The organism is Brevibacterium sp. XM4083 (assembly GCF_006489205.2).
Classification (GTDB): domain Bacteria; phylum Actinomycetota; class Actinomycetes; order Actinomycetales; family Brevibacteriaceae; genus Brevibacterium.
On record NZ_VFYR02000006.1, the window covers coordinates 168,050 to 182,944 of the forward strand.

Below are 14,895 nucleotides of genomic sequence, written 5' to 3' on the forward strand. Positions count from 1 at the left end.
GGAGATGTAGATACGAGACATTATTGTTCACTATCGCGGCCAACGTACCACGACTCGGCTCCCCGTAGGCAAGAATCGTTGGATGACGACGCGGCGACGAGGTGCCCTGCTGACGCGCGCGATCTATCGGGCGACGCTGGAGGAGCTCGCCGAGTCGAATCTCGACAAACTGGCGTTCGACAGGATCGCGGCGCGTGCCAGCGCCGGCAAGGCATCGCTGTACCGGGCGCTGGTCGACCACCGGTGAACTCGTGCTCGCGGCGCTCACCGATCCGGAGGCGGGTTTCGAGCCACCGACGGCTCCCACGACGGGGACGGTCGCGGGCGATCTGCGAGCGGTGCTCACGGCGTTCGCCGCAGCACTCGATGAACCGCGTGGGCGCGCGCTCGAGCCCATCATGACGCGAAGGCGCGACCACCCGGAGCTATTCTGGACCGTTCAGCAGCGCGTGATCGAGCCGCTGATGGATGTTATCCTCGGGGTACTGCGCGCAGGAGTGGAGCGGGGCGAGGTCGACCGCGACGCGCTCACGCCCCGGGTCGCGGCCGTCGGTCTGCAGCTGCTCGTGCTGGAACACATGGCCGGACGCACAGATCCCGGCAACATCGCCGCGATGGTCGACGAAATCCTCCTACCGCTGACCCGACCCCGCACATATCGATGACGGGTCGTTCGGCGAGCGCAGGCGGATCAGACGTCGAGGAGCAGCCGGCGTCCGGCGCAGCGCGAGACGCACACCATCATCGTCGCGTTCGACTCCCGCTCCTCGGCCGTGAGGAACGAGTCGCGATGCTCCGGCGTGCCTTCCAGCACGTCGGTCTCGCATGTGCCGCAGACCCCAGACCGACAGGATGAGAGCACGGGGATCCCATTGTCTTCCAGGATCTCGAGGATCGACTTGTGCGGGGGCACGGTCAATGTTAGGCCGCTCTGGGCGAGTTCTACCTCGAACACCTCGTTGTGCGCTGAACGATCCGAGTCGCGCGGGGTGAACCGCTCCAGCTGGAGGGATCCCGGCCACCAGACGCTGCACTTGTTCTCGACGGCATCCAGAAGCGGTCCTGGACCGCAGCAGTACACCAGCGCCCCTTCGACGGGCGCTCCGAGCAACGAATCCAGATCGATCCTGCCCAGCTCGTCTTCGGGCACGTACGTCACGTGATCGCCGTACCGCGCGAGGTCAGCGCGAAGCGCCATCGTCGACAGCGAACGGCCCCCGTACACGAGGTTCCACTTCGCGCCGGCTGCCGCGACCTGATCGATCATGGGCTTGAGCGGCGTGATGCCGATTCCTCCCGCGATGAAGAGGTACTGTTCAGCATCCTTCAGCGCGAAATGGTTGCGAGGACCGCGCACCTGGATCTGCGCTCCCAGCTCCAGGGAGTCATGGATGTACTGGGATCCGCCGCGCCCCCTCGGCGGCGGCTCGCGCAACACGGCGATCTGCCACACGTCCTGGTCCGCCGGGTCCCCGCACAGCGAATACTGGCGGGTGAGCGCCGGAGTCACGATGACGTCGATGTGCGCACCGGGCGTCCATGCCGGAAAGGGATTGCCGTCTGGGCGGCGCAACGTCAGGACGGCAACGGAGTCACCGTCCATATGCTTGCTTGCCACCACCACCGGAATAGTGGTCTCTTCGACAGACACGACGTTGGCCTCCTTGCGAACTGCGTCTTCAACGATCGCCATTACCTAGCGCTCCGATAGGTGCCGACGGCTCCCGGGCTACCGGCTGGAGTCGTCCAGGATCACATTCAGCTGCGGCGGGCCGTGGAACGGCCAGCCGATGGCTTCGGCCGGCTGCTCGGGATCGATCGCGATGTTCGGGAACGCGGAGAAGAGCTCTTCCAGGCCGACGCGGCCGATCTGCGGGGCGATGGCGCTGCCGAGGCAACTGTGTCGACCATTGCCGAATGCAAGGTGCGCGTGGCTGTCGCGATCGATGTCGTAGAGCTCGGGATGCTCGAACGTGTTGCTGTCATGATTCGCGGAGCCGTAGACGAGACGAATCGTGTCGCCCTTCTTGAGCGGAACTCCATGGACCACCATGTCGTGCTTGGCGCTGCGCGTCGGTCCGGCCCACAGCGGAGCAATCCAGCGGAGCCCTTCGGCGATGGCCTTGGGCACCAGGCTCTTGTCGGCGATCACACGCTTGAGTTGGTCCGGATTGGTCGTGAGACCGAGGAAAGTGTTGCCGAGGGCATGACCCGGCTCCTGCAGCCCGCCCAGCAGCACCACGAGCATCGAGGGGAGGATGTCGTCGATGGTCCACGGTGTGCCATCCGGCGCGTCCACCTTCACCCATCGGGCGATGACACTGTCGGGCTCTTCGGGGTCATCCTTGGACCGCAGCTCGAGATACTCGCGGATCTCGTCGCGGGTCTGGTTCGCGGCATCGAAGCCCGCAGGGTTCGCGAATGAACCGTCCTCGTTCGTCGCCGTGTTGATGGCGCCGGACTTGAGCGAGTGGAACCAATGACGAAGCGTTTCCGTAGGAACATCGAAGAACCCGTAGGAGTCCGCGACGCATCGCACGCCGATCGGCTCGAAGTAGTCCGCCATCAGTTCGGCGCGACCATTCTGGCCGCGCAGCTGCTCGATCAGCTCCTTCGCGGTCGGCCGCATGCGTGACTCGATCTGGCTCCGGATCGCGCGCGCACTCACCGGCGCACCCATCCGGTGGGGGGGGTCATGGGGTGAGTCCGCCGGCGGTGAGGAGCATGCGGAGGCGGTAGTTCTCGCGGTTGCGATAGCCGCGGGCGAGGCGGCGGTGGAGCTCGATGATCCCGTTGATCGCCTCGGTGCCGCCGTTGTTCGCGCGGCTCGTGGTGTGTGGAACGTGTCGACCACCCTCTCGGCGATCCGCCGCCCCTCGGTCAGGTCCTTCGCGTGGTAGGCAGAGCGCAGCTGCTGTGCGCACTGCCACGCGACGAACACCTCGTCGTGCGCAGGATCGGCCTCGATTGCCGCGGTCAGCCGGATCCGCTGCTTGTCGGTGAGGTTCTCGGCCCCGGCACGGAGGATGGTCTGAATCCCGTAGAGCGGGTCGCCCTTCCGACCGCGATGCCCGAGGGTGTCTTGCTGGACGCGGCGGCGGACCTCGTCGACGGCGGCGGTGCCGAGCTTGACGACATGGAACGCGTCCAGCACAGCGACCGCGTCTTCGAGCGTGYCATCGATCGCAGTCTTGTAGCCCGCGAACGGGTCCAGCGCCGCCACCTTCACGTTCTTTCGGAACGCTTCGCCCCGCTCGCTGAGCCAGGACGCGTATGCCTTCCCCGATCTGCCCGGCACGAGGTCGAGCAGCCTGGCCCGCGTCTTCCCGGTGCTGTCGCGGCTGAGGTCGACCATGCCGGTCAGTTCCTTCGGGCCCCGCTTGCGGTGGTCGACGTGATGCCAGATGTGCTCGTCGACGCCGAGCGTGGTCACGTTCTCGAACCGGGACTCGTCGGCTGCCAACCGCACCAGTTCAGGCTCAACAGCCCGCCACACCGTCTTCCACGATGTCCCGAGCTGACGACGTAGTCCTTCGATCGTGGCGTGCTCGCGGCGCAGCTGCCCGATCGCCCAGTCGACGGCTCGCCTTGTGAGCGACCCGCGCCGAGCGACCAGCGAGGGAAGCTGCTCCACGAACGTCTTCTTGGCACAGCCCACGTCGCCGCATCGCCAGACCCGTTGCCGCCAGACGATCCGCACCCGCGTCACGCCCGGCACGTCATGCAACACTCGACGGCGGCGCCCTCGACCGATCGCCACGACCCCGCACAACGGGCACCCGGTCGGCGCCGCCGGTGTCGAAACGGTGACGATCAGCAGCCCGTCGCGGCGGTCAACGTGCTCGACATGGACGCCGTCGAGACCGACCAGCAGATCGCAGCGGTAACACGGATCAGCGGCAGAGCGCGCGTCAGCGCACCCCGAAGTAGGGTGAAGCACGTCGAGGTCCTCGTGATGGATCAGCAGTTGGCGCTACTGATCCTCGGGGACCTCGACCCCTACCCGCCGACCATCACCCGGCGAGCCTCACCCCCACCGCATGTCCGAAGAGCCCCCAATTCCCTTGGTCACCCCGGTGTGAACCATGCACCCCGGGCGGGCCATCCCCGTATCGGTGCACACCGTGCGTAGCGAGCTTTCCCGGAATCTCCTTGTGTCCTGGCGTTAACACGGGTGTCGTAGCATCGCATTAGCACCGCGACCACTCCTGAGAGTTGCACCCGGGATGAGGTGAATGCATCGTGACGGCACCGGGGTATGAGTTCAGCGTCTGGGAGCGCTACGCCACCGAGTTCACACTGGCTTTCGGTGACAATCCGTCGCGCATCCGGGCGGTGCGGGTGGCCTACTTCGAGCACGAGTTCGATGTGGACTTGATTGCGCAGCTCAGCGGTTTTCCTGTTTGGAGAATCCGACAGGCGTTGTCCCAGGGACTTCCACAGGCGAGCTGAAGAATCGTCGACCAGAGTCCCAGAACTGCTCGCCCATCTACCATCCCCTTGCGGGCACTGCGCGGTGAGGGGACGTCAGCGTGCGACGGTTCGGCCCGGGCGCGATGTCTCCCCTTTCACGTCTGAGTGGCCATCGGTCTGATCGGGCCATGAGCAGGATCAGTTTCGCGCGTCGCCCCCGCCCTCTGGTTCCGCGCTGCGGGCGTCATCGTCGTGGCAGGCTTCTTCGCGTCGTTGGTTACCGGTGTCTGCTGCCCCGGCGCCCCCGCCAGCGGAACATCGACGTGCGGAACGTTCGAGCGCTTGACCGCCGGGATCGACAGATCACGTGGCTCTGGCTCGCACGGACGGTCATCGTAGGCGCCATCGCGGCGCTCGAGGTGGGCGTCTTCGGTCGAGTCACCCTTGGCCGACTTCCTTGCGGGCATGGCACTGTTCGGGAGCTCGAGCGGACGCAGGGAGGTCATGAAATTGCCTTTCGCGGATAGCGGAGGCGATGAACGCTGCGTTCACCTATGGTTGGGGTCGTGGTCGCATTGCGCCCATACGATGTGCGGCGAACCCGAAAGGTGATCACCGGCTACATGAACTCGCCCCTCAACGAGCCGCCGCTCGGCGGAACCATCGACCACATCCTCTCGATCCTGCCGTCGCTCGTACCGAGCGCGCAGCGCGTCGCCCGCATCTGCGCCGAGCGACCCCACGACGTGGTCGACATGTCGGGCGCCGACCTCGCCGAAGCCGCCAACACGTCGCCGGCCACCGTCAGCCGCACCGCCCAGGCGCTGGGGCTGCGCAGCTTTCAGCACCTGCGCATGCTGCTCGTGCGTGACCTCGCCGCCGACGCCACCGCCGCGCCCGACGCACCCGCCGGCACCGAGGGCTTTCTGCGGTGGCTGGCCGAGGGGCGGGTGGGATGCTGCAGACCGCGCTCGCCTCGATCGACCCGGTCGCGTTCGACGCCGCTGCCGACGCCATCGCCCGCGCGCCGCGCCTGCTGATCTCGGGCACCGGCGCCTCGCACGCCGCCGCCCAGGCGTCGGCCGTCGCGTTCGCCGTCAACGGCCGGCCCTGCGAAGCGCCCGCTGACGGCGTGGTCGCCCACCTCACCGCCCGCGTGCTCGCCCCCGGTGATGTGTGCCTCATCGTCAGCTCGAGTGGCGCCAACTCGGTGACCCTCGCGGTTGCGGACGCCGCCGTCGACGCCGGCGCCACCGTGATCGGGGTCACGAGCTTCGCCCGTACCCCGCTCACCACCCGCGCCGACCACCTGCTCGTCGCCGGTGCGCGCTTCCAGGCGTGGGATCAAGGCATTCTCGGCAGCGGGCTCGTACAGCTGCTCGTGCTCAACGCCCTGCAGATCGCCGTCGCCGACCGCATGAGCGACGCCGCCGACCGCGCGCGCCTCGCGGTGCGCGAAGAGGTGCTCGACATCGTCGCCGACGACGGCTCCGACGCCGAGGCATCCGACGTGCCAGACGTTATCGACCACGGCGATGGGCGTTGACACTCCGTTTGCAGGAAATTCACTTTCCTCGATTGCAATAGCTCTGCAAGCGGATTTCGCGGGAAGGCCCCGGTTCGTCAGGTCGCTTGCAGAAGGCGACTCATGGGAACGATCCAGCTCTCTGGTGTCGGTCGCTCCTTCAAGAGCACCGCCGCCGTCAGTGATATCGACCTGATCATCGAAGACGGCGGGTTCGTCGTCTTGCTCGGCCCCTCGGGCTGCGGCAAGACCACCCTGCTGCGCATGATCGCCGGCCTGCTCGAGCCCACGGCCGGCCGCATCCACCTCGACGGCGACGACATCACCGACCTCCCGTCGAAGAAGCGCGACCTCGCGATGGTCTTCCAGAGCTACGCGCTCTACCCGCACCTGAGCGTGCGCAAGAACCTCGCGTTCCCGCTCAAGACGCAGCGCCTCGGCGCCGCCGAGATCGCGACCCGCGTGCAGGAGGTCGCCGACAGCCTCGAGATCGGCCACCTGCTCGACCGCAAGCCCAAAGAGCTCTCGGGCGGGCAGCGCCAGCGCGTCGCCGTCGGCCGCGCCCTCGTGCGCAACCCCAAGGCGTTCCTGATGGACGAGCCGCTGTCGAACCTCGACGCGAAGCTGCGCACCCAGACCCGCCACGAGCTCACCGCCCTGCACCGGCGCCTCGGCGCCACGTTCGTCTACGTCACCCACGACCAGGTCGAAGCCATGACCATGGCGACGAAAATCGTGGTGCTCAACGCCGGCCGCATCGAGCAGTACGGCACCCCCGAGCAGGTGTACGACCGGCCCGAGTCGGTGTTCGTCGCCGGCTTCCTCGGCAGCCCGGCCATGAACCTCGTCGACGCCCGCATCGTCACGATCGACGGCAGCATCGCCGTCACCGCCGACGGCATCGCCGGCGGCCTGTGGCCGGGAGACGTGCCCGACCTCGATGTCGTGCTCGGCGTGCGGCCCGAGAAGCTCACGATCGCGTCTGCGCACGCGGCATCCGACACCCGGGGCGTGCGCATCGCCGGCCGCATCGACCTGGTCGAGAACCTCGGCGGTGAGCAGATCGTCACGTGCCTCGTCGCCGGGCGCGAGGTCTACGTGCGCACCTCGCGCGAGGTCATCGCCACCCCCGGCGACGACATCGTGCTCACCGCCGCGCCCGAGAACGTGCACCTGTTCGACCGGGCCTCGGGCCGCCGGCTCGAGTGGGTCGCCGATGCACCCGTGGCCGACCCGGCCGCGCACGAGCTCGTCACCGCCTGAGCCGCCTTCCCTCCCTTCGTTCTGCCCCTCACCCCTACCCAGGAGAAATCATGAACACCCGTGCCCGTCGCGCCGTCTTCGCCACCGCGGCGATCGTCGGCGCCGCCGCCCTCGCCGGATGCGCAGGCAGCGCGCCCGCGGCATCCGGCTCGCTCACCGAGCTGACCGACGACCAGCAGGTCGAGATCGTCTTCGAGTCGTACAACCTCGCGAACGTCGGCACCGGGTCGGATGCCATCAACCAGCTGCTGGACGAGTTCATGGACGAGAACCCGAACATTACCGTCGTCGGCCAGCCCAGCCCGTCGACCAGCACCGCCGCGAGCGTGCAGCAGCAGCTGCTCGCCGGGCAAGCGCCCGACATCGCGCAGCTGRCCTTCAACGAGCTCGACTTCGCCGCCACCACCCTCGGCGCGCAGAACCTCAGCACCCTCGTGGGCGACGAGGGCCTCGCCGATCAGTTCGGGGGCGACTACCCCTACCACGAGCGCGCCGCCGTGCTCGCCGACTGGGACGACGCCACCTACGGCCTGCCCTACGTCTTCTCGACTCCCATCCTGTGGATCAACGAAGACCAGTTCACCGCCGCAGGCCTCGACCCCGAGACCGTCGATCTGTCGACGTGGGATGCTGTCGCCGACGCCGCCGCGCAGATCACCGAGTCCACCGGTGCCCCCTCGATGAGCGTGTCGTGCGTGATCACCGGCGGCAGCTGGTGCATGCAGGGCCTCTTCCTCTCGAACGGCGCCCAGGTGCTGAGCGATGACCGCACGACGATCGAGTTCGGCTCGGACGCCGCGATCGATACGGTCGCGACCTTCACCGAGATGTACGAGGACGGCGTGCTCACCAACGAGGACTTCACCAGCCAGTACGAGGCGTTCGCGCAGGGGAAGACCGCGATCCACGTCAACAGCTCGGGCGTGCAGGGCGCGTTCATGATGGGCGCCGAGGCCGGTGGCTGGACCCTCGACGCTCACACCCTGCCCGCGTTCGGAGACCAGGCGGTCGTGCCCACCAACTCGGGCTCGTTCCTCGCGATGTTCGCCACCGACCCCGCCAAGCAGGCCGCCGCGTGGGAGCTCATGCAGTTCATGACCAGCCCCCGCGCCTACGAGATCATCTCGACCCAGATCGGGTACCTACCGCTGCGCAGCAGCATGGCCGACGAGGGCGGACCGCTCTATGACTGGGTCGAAGCCAACCCGCTCGTGAAGCCCAACCTCGAGCAGCTCGACGCGCTCGAGCCGTGGGTGTCGTACCCCGGCGACAGCTACGCCCAGGTCGACCAGGTGCTCGCCACCGCCATCGAAGACGCGGTCTTCTACGGCGCCGACCCGGCCGCCACTATGACCGAGGCCGCCGAGCGCGCGCAGGGGCTGATCGAATGACCATCGACCTCGACCTGACGCCTTCGGCGACGGATGCCGCGGCCGCTTCGTCGCCGGATGCCGCGACCGCGGCGCCTCGTGAGCGTCGCCACGCCGTGGCCGGCCTCTACAACCTGCGCGACACCGGCGGCTACCGTGCAGCCGGCGGCACCAGCCGGTGGGGCAAGCTGCTGCGGTCAGATGCTCTGCACCGCATCGACGCGACCGGTCGCGACCGGCTGGCCGAGATCGGCGTCGCCCACATCATCGACCTGCGCGGCGGCGACGAGCGCGCCACAGCGCCGAGCGCGGTCGACGGGCTCGAGGTCACCGTGCACCACCTGCCCGTGTTCGACGACGCCGACCCGGCCGCGCAGGCCACCACGCACGTCGGACTCGTGCCCGTCTACGACCACATCGTCGACGAGCGCGGGGCGCAGCTGGTCGACGCGATCCGGGTGATCATCGCGGCTGACGACGACGACGCGGTGCTCGTGCACTGCACCGCCGGCAAAGACCGCACCGGTCTCGTCGTGGCCTTCGCGCTCGCCGCCGCCGGGGTCGACCGCGACGACGTCGTGGCCGACTACGCCGCCACCGCCGAGAACCTGCGCGGCGAGTGGTCAGACGCGATGACCGCCGTCTTCGAACAGCGCGGCATCGAACTGACCGCGGGAATGGTCGAACTCATCACCGAGAGCCCCGCCGAGGTGCTCGAGGCGCTGCTCGAGCGCATCGACCGCGAGCACGGGTCGATCAGCGCCTACCTCCTCGCCCACGGACTCACCCCCACCGAGCTCGAGCGTCTCACCGCCGTGATCATCGACCCCGCCGCCACCGCGGTCTGATCGGAAGGAACACACACCATGTCGCACATCGCGAGCCAGCATCCCGCTCCCGAGCACTTCATCCTGCATGTCTCTGACACCCACTTCGTGGGCGACGGCGACCTGCTGCACGAGCGCATCGACAGTGACAAGAACCTCGCAGAGCTGTTCGACGGCTTCACCAAGGCCAACGCCCGCCCCGAAGCGATCGTGTTCACCGGCGACCTCGCCGACACCGGCCGCCCCGACGCCTACGAGCGCCTGCGGGCCATCGTCGAGCCCGCCGCCGAGAAGCTCGGTGCCCAGGTGATCTGGGTGATGGGCAATCACGACGAGCGCGTCGCGTTCCGCCGCGGCCTGCTCGACGAGGAGGCCGACCAGTCCGAGCCCGTCGACCGCGTCTACGACGTCAACGGTCTGCGCATCATCGCGCTCGACTCGACGGTGCCCGGGCAGCACCACGGCGAGATCAGCGACGAGCAGTTGGCGTGGCTGCGCCGCGAGCTCGAAGTCCCCGCGCCCGACGGCACCCTCATCGCGCTGCACCACCCGCCCGTGCCGAGCCCGATCGGGCTCGTCGCCCTGATCGAGCTGCGCGACCAGGAGCGCCTCGCCGAGGTCATCCGGGGCACCGACGTGCGCGGCATCCTGGGCGGTCACCTGCACTACTCGACCACCAGCACGTTCGCGGGCGTGCCCGTGTCGGTCGCGTCGGCGACCTGCTACACGCAGGACCTCGCCGTCGCCTACCCCGGTGCCCGCGGCCAGGACGGCGGCCAGTCCTACAACCTCGTGCACGTCTACGGCGACCGGGTGCTGCACTCCGTCGTGCCGATCGGGCAGTTCCCGACCGTCTACGAGATGACTCCCGAGATGCTCGAGGCGTTCATGAACATGACCCCCGACGAGCAGCTCGCCGCCGTCAACGCGGCCGCCGTCAACGCGTCGGCGGGAGAGTAGTCAGCCCATGTTCGTCACCGTCTCCGCTCCCTCGGCCGCCGCTGCGCCGGCCGAGGGAGCGGGCGCGGCTCCGGCCGAGGCATCCGCGCCCGTCGTGCGCCGCTCGCGCTTTCGGCCCCAGAGCCTGCTGCCCTACCTGTATGTGCTGCCGGGCACCGCGTTCCTCATCCTCTGGACCTACAGTCCCCTCGCCCAGACGTTCGGCCTGTCGTTCTACGACTGGAACCTGCTGCCCACAAGCCCCAAGACGTTCGTCGGCGGGTCGAACTACGCCGAGGTGCTGGCGCTGCCCGAGCTGCACACCGCGCTGCTGAACACCGTCGTCTACATCGCCGCGTTCTTCGTCTTCTCGCTCGTGCTGCCGATCGCGATCGCCGTCATGTCACGGCAGGTGCGGGGGCGAATGCGCACCTTCTATCAGGCGCTGATCTTCGTGCCGTTCCTCATCACCCCCGTCGCCACCAGCGCCGTGTGGCGGTGGCTGTTCGCCGAGCAGGGGGCATTCGCCACCGTGCTCGCGCACTTCGGCGTCGACATGCCGAACGTCTTCCGCGACCCCGACCTCGCCATCTGGGCCGTCATCGTCATCGTCGGGTGGCAGATGCTGGGCTTCGGCGTGCTCGTGATCGCCGCCGGCTTCGCCGGCATCAGCCCCGAATACGGTCAAGCCGCCGCACTCGACGGTGCCGGCGCCGGCCGCATCTTCGGACGCATCACCTTGCCGCTGCTCTCACCGACCCTGGTCTTCCTGTCGCTCATGACGATCCTCCTCGCCGCGCAGTGGACCTACCCGATCATCGACCTGCTCACCCAGGGCGGGCCCACCAACTCAACCACGAACATCTACTACCTGCTGTACCAGTTCGGGTTCCAGAACTTCGACGTGGGCATCTCGTCGGCGGCCGGGGTGATCTTCTTCGTCGGGTTCGGCGTGATCGCACTCATCTTCCTCGAGCTGCAGGAGCGGCTCAGCTTCTACGACAACTAGGACCACCCATGTCATTCGTCACCGTCACCGGGCCGGCGCTCGCCGCCGACACCGTGCTGCACAAGGGCGCTCGCGTGCGGGCGGCTTCCGCTTCGGCGGAAGATGTCGCCGTGGCATCCCGCACCCGCCTCGGCACCATCGCCGGCCACGTCGTGCTGATCATGCTCGCGCTGTTCAGTGTCTTCCCCGTGTACTGGATGTTCGCCACCGCCTTCCGCGCCCCCGAGAACGCGCTCGACCAGACGCTGCTGCCCTGGCCGCTCAGCCTCGAGAACTTCGCCTACGTGTGGAACACCATCCCCATCGGCAACATGCTGTGGAACACCTTCGCGATGTCGATCATGCTCGCCGTGGCGCAGCTGCTCATCGCCGTGCTCGCCGCCTACGGGTTCGCCATGTGGGACTTCCGCGGGCGCAAGCTGCTCATGTTCCTCTTCATCGGGTCGTGGCTCGTGCCGTTCCAGGTCACGATGATCCCCAACTATGTGCTCGTGTCGCAGATGGGCCTGCTCGGCACCGTCGGGGGCGTCGTGATCCCCCAGCTCGCCGGAGCCTTCGCCGTGCTGCTCATGGTGCAGCACATGCGCGCCTTCCCCCGCGAGCTGATCGAAGCCGCACACCTCGACGGGCGCTCGAGCTGGGCCACGCTCTGGACCGTCGTCGTGCCCAACATGAAGCCGGCGCTCGCCGCGCTCGGGATCATGGCGTTCATCTCGGCGTGGAACGAATACCTCTGGCCGACGCTCATCATGCGCCAGGGCGATGCACTCATCCAGGTCGGCGTGCGCAGCTTCTTGAGCGCCGAGGRAAACAACTGGGGCGCGACGATGGCCGCCGCCGGGCTCGCCTGCGTGCCCGTGCTGCTCATCTACGTGTTCCTCCAGCGATACGTCGTCGACGCCTTCGTGCGATCAGGACTCAAGTGAGGCACCGTCCCTACGGCTGAACTGACCAAGCCACCCAAAGCAGCGACGTCTTGCACCGATCCCCTTGCGGGCGACGAACGCAAGCGGGAGGTCGCGGGCGATCTTCCGGGCGTCGTCAAGCGTGCCCCTACTCGTTGACTTCCCATGGCTGGCCGAAGCTGGCGCCGCGTACGACCGACCAAGCTTCTACCGCGCGCTCGCACGAGTCAATCGTCGCCCCACAGTCCCGTCACGTAGTAGTCCTCTGCGTCGGTGTAGATCGAATCGCCGACCCGCTCTTCAACGTTCGGGAGTCCGGCGAGCTCATCGGATGCGCCGTCGAGAACCAACTCATATACGGAGCACTGCAGAAGGACCGGGACTAGCGTCACCTCATGTACGGCGTACTCGTGCTCCGGAGCACCGTCGTCGTCGTATTCGACGTGCAGGCTTCCCTCGTCGCGCGCCCGGACGTGCGTTAGCCAGGGTCGTTGTCAAGGGGGGATGCAGACGACGGCTGTCAGCGCATTGTTGATCTGGAGGTACTGATGATCACCGCAGATCAACAAAGGCTGGTGTTCGAGCCGCTCGGCCAGGGCGCCTGGCGGCTGTGCGACGCCGGCATCGACGAAGCAAGCGCCGAGCGCTTGATCGCCTACGTGGAGCGCGCGGCGAGCGGCGGGTACGAGGCGATCTGGATGCGGCCGGGTCTGCGAGCCAGCCATCACGCGACGCGCGAAGACGTTCGACTGACTGCCATGGCGCAGCGGAGCGGGAAGGTCGCCTCGACGCGTTCGAAGCCGATCCCGATCCCGCATCTCACACCGCTGCAGTCCCCGCTAGCCCGAGGACTCCCCGGCGCCAACTGACGAGCCGCACCCATCGCAATGGCGCGGGCCTGCGACTGGGCTCGGGGTCGCGCTTCTGAGTTGAAGCCGCCGCCCACTGTTGTGGAGGCGCGGGCACTCGCATTGAACCGATCGCACGGCACCGCGTTAGACCAACACAGCTGTCCGGTTGGCTGTCGGCTCGGGCATCAGGTACATGCCCTCACCCCATGACCCCCACCGAATGTCCGAAGAGCCGCCGTGCCGCTCGACGAGATCGCCGAGCAAGTCTCGTGAGGCCCCCACTGCGGTCTCAGGGGTCAATCGGGAAAAACGGGGCATGATGCCTCCTTCGTCAGTTCGGTCGCGAGTTCGAGGTGGGAGAACCCGCACGAATGCGTTCCTGCTGCTGATGCTCGGCATGGAAGATCGCAGCCTCAGCCAGCGCCCCGGCATGCACACCGGTCGATAGGTAGAAGTCGCCGGACTCGCGTCGCTGCCGACTCACGATCCCGGGCGACTCCAGACGGTCAAGCTCGTGGGAGGTCTGGTCGATGGGAAGGTCGACGATGTCCGCCAGGTGATTGGCAGAGACCTCGATGTCGCGAATGGCGAGGATCATCTTCACTCGCACCGGATTCGCCAGCAACGCGAAGACTTCGACCGCCACATCCAGGTGCGGTGTGTCATACGTGGCGTGCGCGTGTTCAGCCTCTCTCATAGTCACCAATCTTACCCATTACCCCTATGGGGTATCAAGTATCATCCGATTGGTGTGAAGGACTCGGAGACGCGTGGCCGGGTGCGGCGGATTGAGGTGAGGCCAGAGACGACGGGCCCGCGCAGGAGCACGTGTCCAGTCGGGAGGGTCAACCGCGTCCAACGGCCGGCGGTGGAGATCGCGGCCTCTCCTCCGGCGCTGAGGAACCCGAAGACGTAGGCGGCGAACGCGACGCCTTGCGGCAGCGACGAGAGGGCTGTGTCCGGGGTACCCCAGACCATGCCCCGGATCTTGCGGACGACATCGTCGCCGGGTTTGTCGGGAAGTGCTTGGGCGACGGCCTCGATGCCGGCACGGGCGCTACGCATCAGCGTCAGACTGGACACAACCGCAATGTGTCTCCACCCGTGTTGCGGGGGTTCGACGCTGGTCCAGGTGGGTGCCAGCGAGGTCTCCGGCAGTTCGAGGGCCAGGGGGTCGACGGTCGCGGTCAGGGTTTCGACGGTGACGTCGCACTGCAGCTCGGCGTCGGAGCGGAGCGCGCGAAGGACGAGGATCGTAGGGGTGCGGTCGAGCGGACCACGGGGCGTTAGCGCAGCCGCACTCATGCACAGCAGCCCGGCCGCGGCCTACAAGCGCACGCCGTGGGCGCCGGCCCACGCGGCCCGTTGAGCGAAGGTGAGCGCATCGCGGGCGGACGGCGCGTCGGCGAGGATCAGGCGCGCTGGCATCGTGAGGGTTTGTGCCCGCCGTGTCCTGGAACGCGGCCGTCGGGGTCCGAGATCAGGAGCGCACGAGCCGGTTGATGGCGTCCGTGGCTTCCTGGATCTTCTCGACGGCCGCCTCGTCGCTGAGCTTCGCTGCATCGAGCACGCAGTGCTTGAGATGATCGTCGAGTAGACCGGTCGCGACCCCCTGGAGGGCGCGGGTCAGGGCGGATACCTGGGTGAGGATGTCGATGCAGTATTTCTCCTCATCGATCATCTTCGCGATCCCGCGGGCCTGACCCTCGATGCGCTTCATGCGGCCGAGGTAGCGCTCCTTGTCGCTGATGTATCCGTGCTGATGAGGATCAGTGTCGAGAGACATGGGCATG

19 protein-coding genes and 1 pseudogene are annotated in these 14,895 nt (G+C 67.6%); 12 read left to right on the forward strand and 8 right to left on the reverse strand.

The genetic code is table 11. The features are described 5' to 3' along the window. The first annotated feature begins 82 nt into the window (after positions 1 to 82). Together FJ887_RS17575 and FJ887_RS17580 are read left to right on the forward strand one after the other, a co-directional pair. Positions 83 to 247 carry a TetR family transcriptional regulator gene (locus FJ887_RS17575; RefSeq protein ID WP_206398191.1) on the forward strand — a complete coding sequence of 55 codons (165 nt, stop codon included), beginning with the start codon at positions 83 to 85 and terminating at the stop codon, positions 245 to 247. A gap of 4 nt (positions 248 to 251) precedes the next feature. Beyond that, complete coding sequence (locus tag FJ887_RS17580) at positions 252 to 665, forward strand: TetR-like C-terminal domain-containing protein (RefSeq protein ID WP_206398192.1); 414 nt, start codon at positions 252 to 254, stop codon at positions 663 to 665. A gap of 26 nt (positions 666 to 691) precedes the next feature. Here FJ887_RS17580 and FJ887_RS17585 read toward each other — a convergent pair whose 3' ends face one another. From FJ887_RS17585 to FJ887_RS17595, 3 genes and pseudogenes are all read right to left on the reverse strand, one after another. Further along, positions 692 to 1,693 carry a PDR/VanB family oxidoreductase gene (locus FJ887_RS17585; RefSeq protein ID WP_140955741.1) on the reverse strand — a complete coding sequence of 334 codons (1,002 nt, stop codon included), beginning with the start codon at positions 1,691 to 1,693 and terminating at the stop codon, positions 692 to 694. A 36-nt stretch (positions 1,694 to 1,729) separates the two neighbouring features. Next, a complete protein-coding gene (locus tag FJ887_RS18615) occupies positions 1,730 to 2,680 on the reverse strand; it encodes a cytochrome P450 (RefSeq protein WP_140955740.1) in 951 nt (316 codons plus the stop codon). 13 nt (positions 2,681 to 2,693) lie between these two features. Then, positions 2,694 to 3,940, reverse strand: a pseudogene (locus tag FJ887_RS17595) (ISL3 family transposase). Positions 3,941 to 4,242: 302 nt separating this feature from the next. Here FJ887_RS17595 and FJ887_RS17600 point away from each other — a divergent pair. Then, entirely contained in the window at positions 4,243 to 4,452 is a 210-nt protein-coding gene (locus FJ887_RS17600; RefSeq protein ID WP_045245741.1) for a hypothetical protein, read from the forward strand. A gap of 116 nt (positions 4,453 to 4,568) precedes the next feature. Here the strand turns inward: FJ887_RS17600 and FJ887_RS17605 are convergent, their stop codons facing one another. Further along, a complete protein-coding gene (locus FJ887_RS17605; protein WP_005052795.1) occupies positions 4,569 to 4,919 on the reverse strand; it encodes a hypothetical protein in 351 nt (116 codons plus the stop codon). Between the two features lie 60 nt (positions 4,920 to 4,979). On the opposite strand from FJ887_RS17605, the gene FJ887_RS17610 reads away from it, so the two are divergent. The 8 genes from FJ887_RS17610 (at position 4,980) to FJ887_RS17645 (ending at position 12,272) form a co-directional block, all read left to right on the forward strand. Further along, the gene (locus FJ887_RS17610) at positions 4,980 to 5,453 is read left to right on the forward strand and encodes a MurR/RpiR family transcriptional regulator (protein WP_164743636.1); all 474 of its coding nucleotides are present in this window, start codon (positions 4,980 to 4,982) and stop codon (positions 5,451 to 5,453) included. Next, a complete protein-coding gene (locus FJ887_RS17615) occupies positions 5,369 to 5,959 on the forward strand; it encodes an SIS domain-containing protein (RefSeq protein ID WP_005052796.1) in 591 nt (196 codons plus the stop codon). The genes FJ887_RS17610 and FJ887_RS17615 overlap by 85 nt, the downstream gene beginning before the upstream one ends. A gap of 102 nt (positions 5,960 to 6,061) precedes the next feature. Beyond that, a complete protein-coding gene (locus FJ887_RS17620; RefSeq protein ID WP_062637296.1) occupies positions 6,062 to 7,201 on the forward strand; it encodes an ABC transporter ATP-binding protein in 1,140 nt (379 codons plus the stop codon). 50 nt (positions 7,202 to 7,251) lie between these two features. Next, the gene (locus FJ887_RS17625; protein WP_250786284.1) at positions 7,252 to 8,592 is read left to right on the forward strand and encodes an extracellular solute-binding protein; all 1,341 of its coding nucleotides are present in this window, start codon (positions 7,252 to 7,254) and stop codon (positions 8,590 to 8,592) included. Continuing rightward, on the forward strand, positions 8,589 to 9,419 hold the full coding sequence (locus FJ887_RS17630) for a tyrosine-protein phosphatase (protein ID WP_005052798.1): 831 nt from the start codon (positions 8,589 to 8,591) through the stop codon (positions 9,417 to 9,419). Before FJ887_RS17625 ends, FJ887_RS17630 begins: the two co-directional genes overlap by 4 nt. Positions 9,420 to 9,437: 18 nt before the next feature. Next, positions 9,438 to 10,358, forward strand: coding sequence for a phosphodiesterase (locus FJ887_RS17635; protein WP_140955816.1), 921 nt, complete (start codon positions 9,438 to 9,440; stop codon positions 10,356 to 10,358). Positions 10,359 to 10,365: 7 nt separating this feature from the next. Next, positions 10,366 to 11,346 carry a carbohydrate ABC transporter permease gene (locus tag FJ887_RS17640; protein ID WP_062637302.1) on the forward strand — a complete coding sequence of 327 codons (981 nt, stop codon included), beginning with the start codon at positions 10,366 to 10,368 and terminating at the stop codon, positions 11,344 to 11,346. An 8-nt stretch (positions 11,347 to 11,354) separates the two neighbouring features. After that, positions 11,355 to 12,272 (forward strand): carbohydrate ABC transporter permease, encoded by a 918-nt coding sequence (locus tag FJ887_RS17645; RefSeq protein WP_250786285.1) that lies wholly within the window; start codon positions 11,355 to 11,357, stop codon positions 12,270 to 12,272. Positions 12,273 to 12,478: 206 nt separating this feature from the next. Here FJ887_RS17645 and FJ887_RS18460 read toward each other — a convergent pair whose 3' ends face one another. Then, entirely contained in the window at positions 12,479 to 12,601 is a 123-nt protein-coding gene (locus tag FJ887_RS18460) for a hypothetical protein (protein ID WP_282846388.1), read from the reverse strand. A 198-nt stretch (positions 12,602 to 12,799) separates the two neighbouring features. Here FJ887_RS18460 and FJ887_RS17650 point away from each other — a divergent pair, with 198 nt between their 5' ends. Beyond that, complete coding sequence (locus tag FJ887_RS17650; RefSeq protein WP_090586853.1) at positions 12,800 to 13,120, forward strand: hypothetical protein; 321 nt, start codon at positions 12,800 to 12,802, stop codon at positions 13,118 to 13,120. Positions 13,121 to 13,433: 313 nt separating this feature from the next. Here the strand turns inward: FJ887_RS17650 and FJ887_RS17655 are convergent, their stop codons facing one another. From FJ887_RS17655 to FJ887_RS17665, 3 genes are all read right to left on the reverse strand, one after another. Next, positions 13,434 to 13,799, reverse strand: coding sequence for an ArsR/SmtB family transcription factor (locus FJ887_RS17655; protein ID WP_250786286.1), 366 nt, complete (start codon positions 13,797 to 13,799; stop codon positions 13,434 to 13,436). A 41-nt stretch (positions 13,800 to 13,840) separates the two neighbouring features. After that, positions 13,841 to 14,407, reverse strand: a complete 567-nt coding sequence (locus FJ887_RS18670; protein WP_502799939.1) for a DUF8185 domain-containing protein — start codon at positions 14,405 to 14,407, stop codon at positions 13,841 to 13,843. Positions 14,408 to 14,582: 175 nt separating this feature from the next. Further along, positions 14,583 to 14,888, reverse strand: coding sequence for a metal-sensitive transcriptional regulator (locus FJ887_RS17665; RefSeq protein WP_140954549.1), 306 nt, complete (start codon positions 14,886 to 14,888; stop codon positions 14,583 to 14,585). Between the last annotated feature and the right edge of the window lie 7 nt (positions 14,889 to 14,895).

Bases quoted from the DNA above. Each gene is read 5' to 3' on its own strand.
- FJ887_RS17605 (WP_005052795.1), bottom strand. From the start codon at position 4,919: ATGACCTCCCTGCGTCCGCTCGAGCTCCCGAACAGTGCCATGCCCGCA.
- FJ887_RS17620 (WP_062637296.1), top strand. From the start codon at position 6,062: ATGGGAACGATCCAGCTCTCTGGTGTCGGTCGCTCCTTCAAGAGCACC.
- FJ887_RS17575 (WP_206398191.1), top strand. From the start codon at position 83: ATGACGACGCGGCGACGAGGTGCCCTGCTGACGCGCGCGATCTATCGG.
- FJ887_RS17635 (WP_140955816.1), top strand. From the start codon at position 9,438: ATGTCGCACATCGCGAGCCAGCATCCCGCTCCCGAGCACTTCATCCTG.
- FJ887_RS17655 (WP_250786286.1), bottom strand. From the start codon at position 13,799: ATGAGAGAGGCTGAACACGCGCACGCCACGTATGACACACCGCACCTG.
- FJ887_RS17640 (WP_062637302.1), top strand. From the start codon at position 10,366: ATGTTCGTCACCGTCTCCGCTCCCTCGGCCGCCGCTGCGCCGGCCGAG.
- FJ887_RS17585 (WP_140955741.1), bottom strand. From the start codon at position 1,693: ATGGCGATCGTTGAAGACGCAGTTCGCAAGGAGGCCAACGTCGTGTCT.
- FJ887_RS17665 (WP_140954549.1), bottom strand. From the start codon at position 14,888: ATGTCTCTCGACACTGATCCTCATCAGCACGGATACATCAGCGACAAG.
- FJ887_RS18615 (WP_140955740.1), bottom strand. From the start codon at position 2,680: ATGGGTGCGCCGGTGAGTGCGCGCGCGATCCGGAGCCAGATCGAGTCA.
- FJ887_RS18670 (WP_502799939.1), bottom strand. From the start codon at position 14,407: ATGAGTGCGGCTGCGCTAACGCCCCGTGGTCCGCTCGACCGCACCCCT.
- FJ887_RS17630 (WP_005052798.1), top strand. From the start codon at position 8,589: ATGACCATCGACCTCGACCTGACGCCTTCGGCGACGGATGCCGCGGCC.
- FJ887_RS17650 (WP_090586853.1), top strand. From the start codon at position 12,800: ATGATCACCGCAGATCAACAAAGGCTGGTGTTCGAGCCGCTCGGCCAG.
- FJ887_RS17615 (WP_005052796.1), top strand. From the start codon at position 5,369: ATGCTGCAGACCGCGCTCGCCTCGATCGACCCGGTCGCGTTCGACGCC.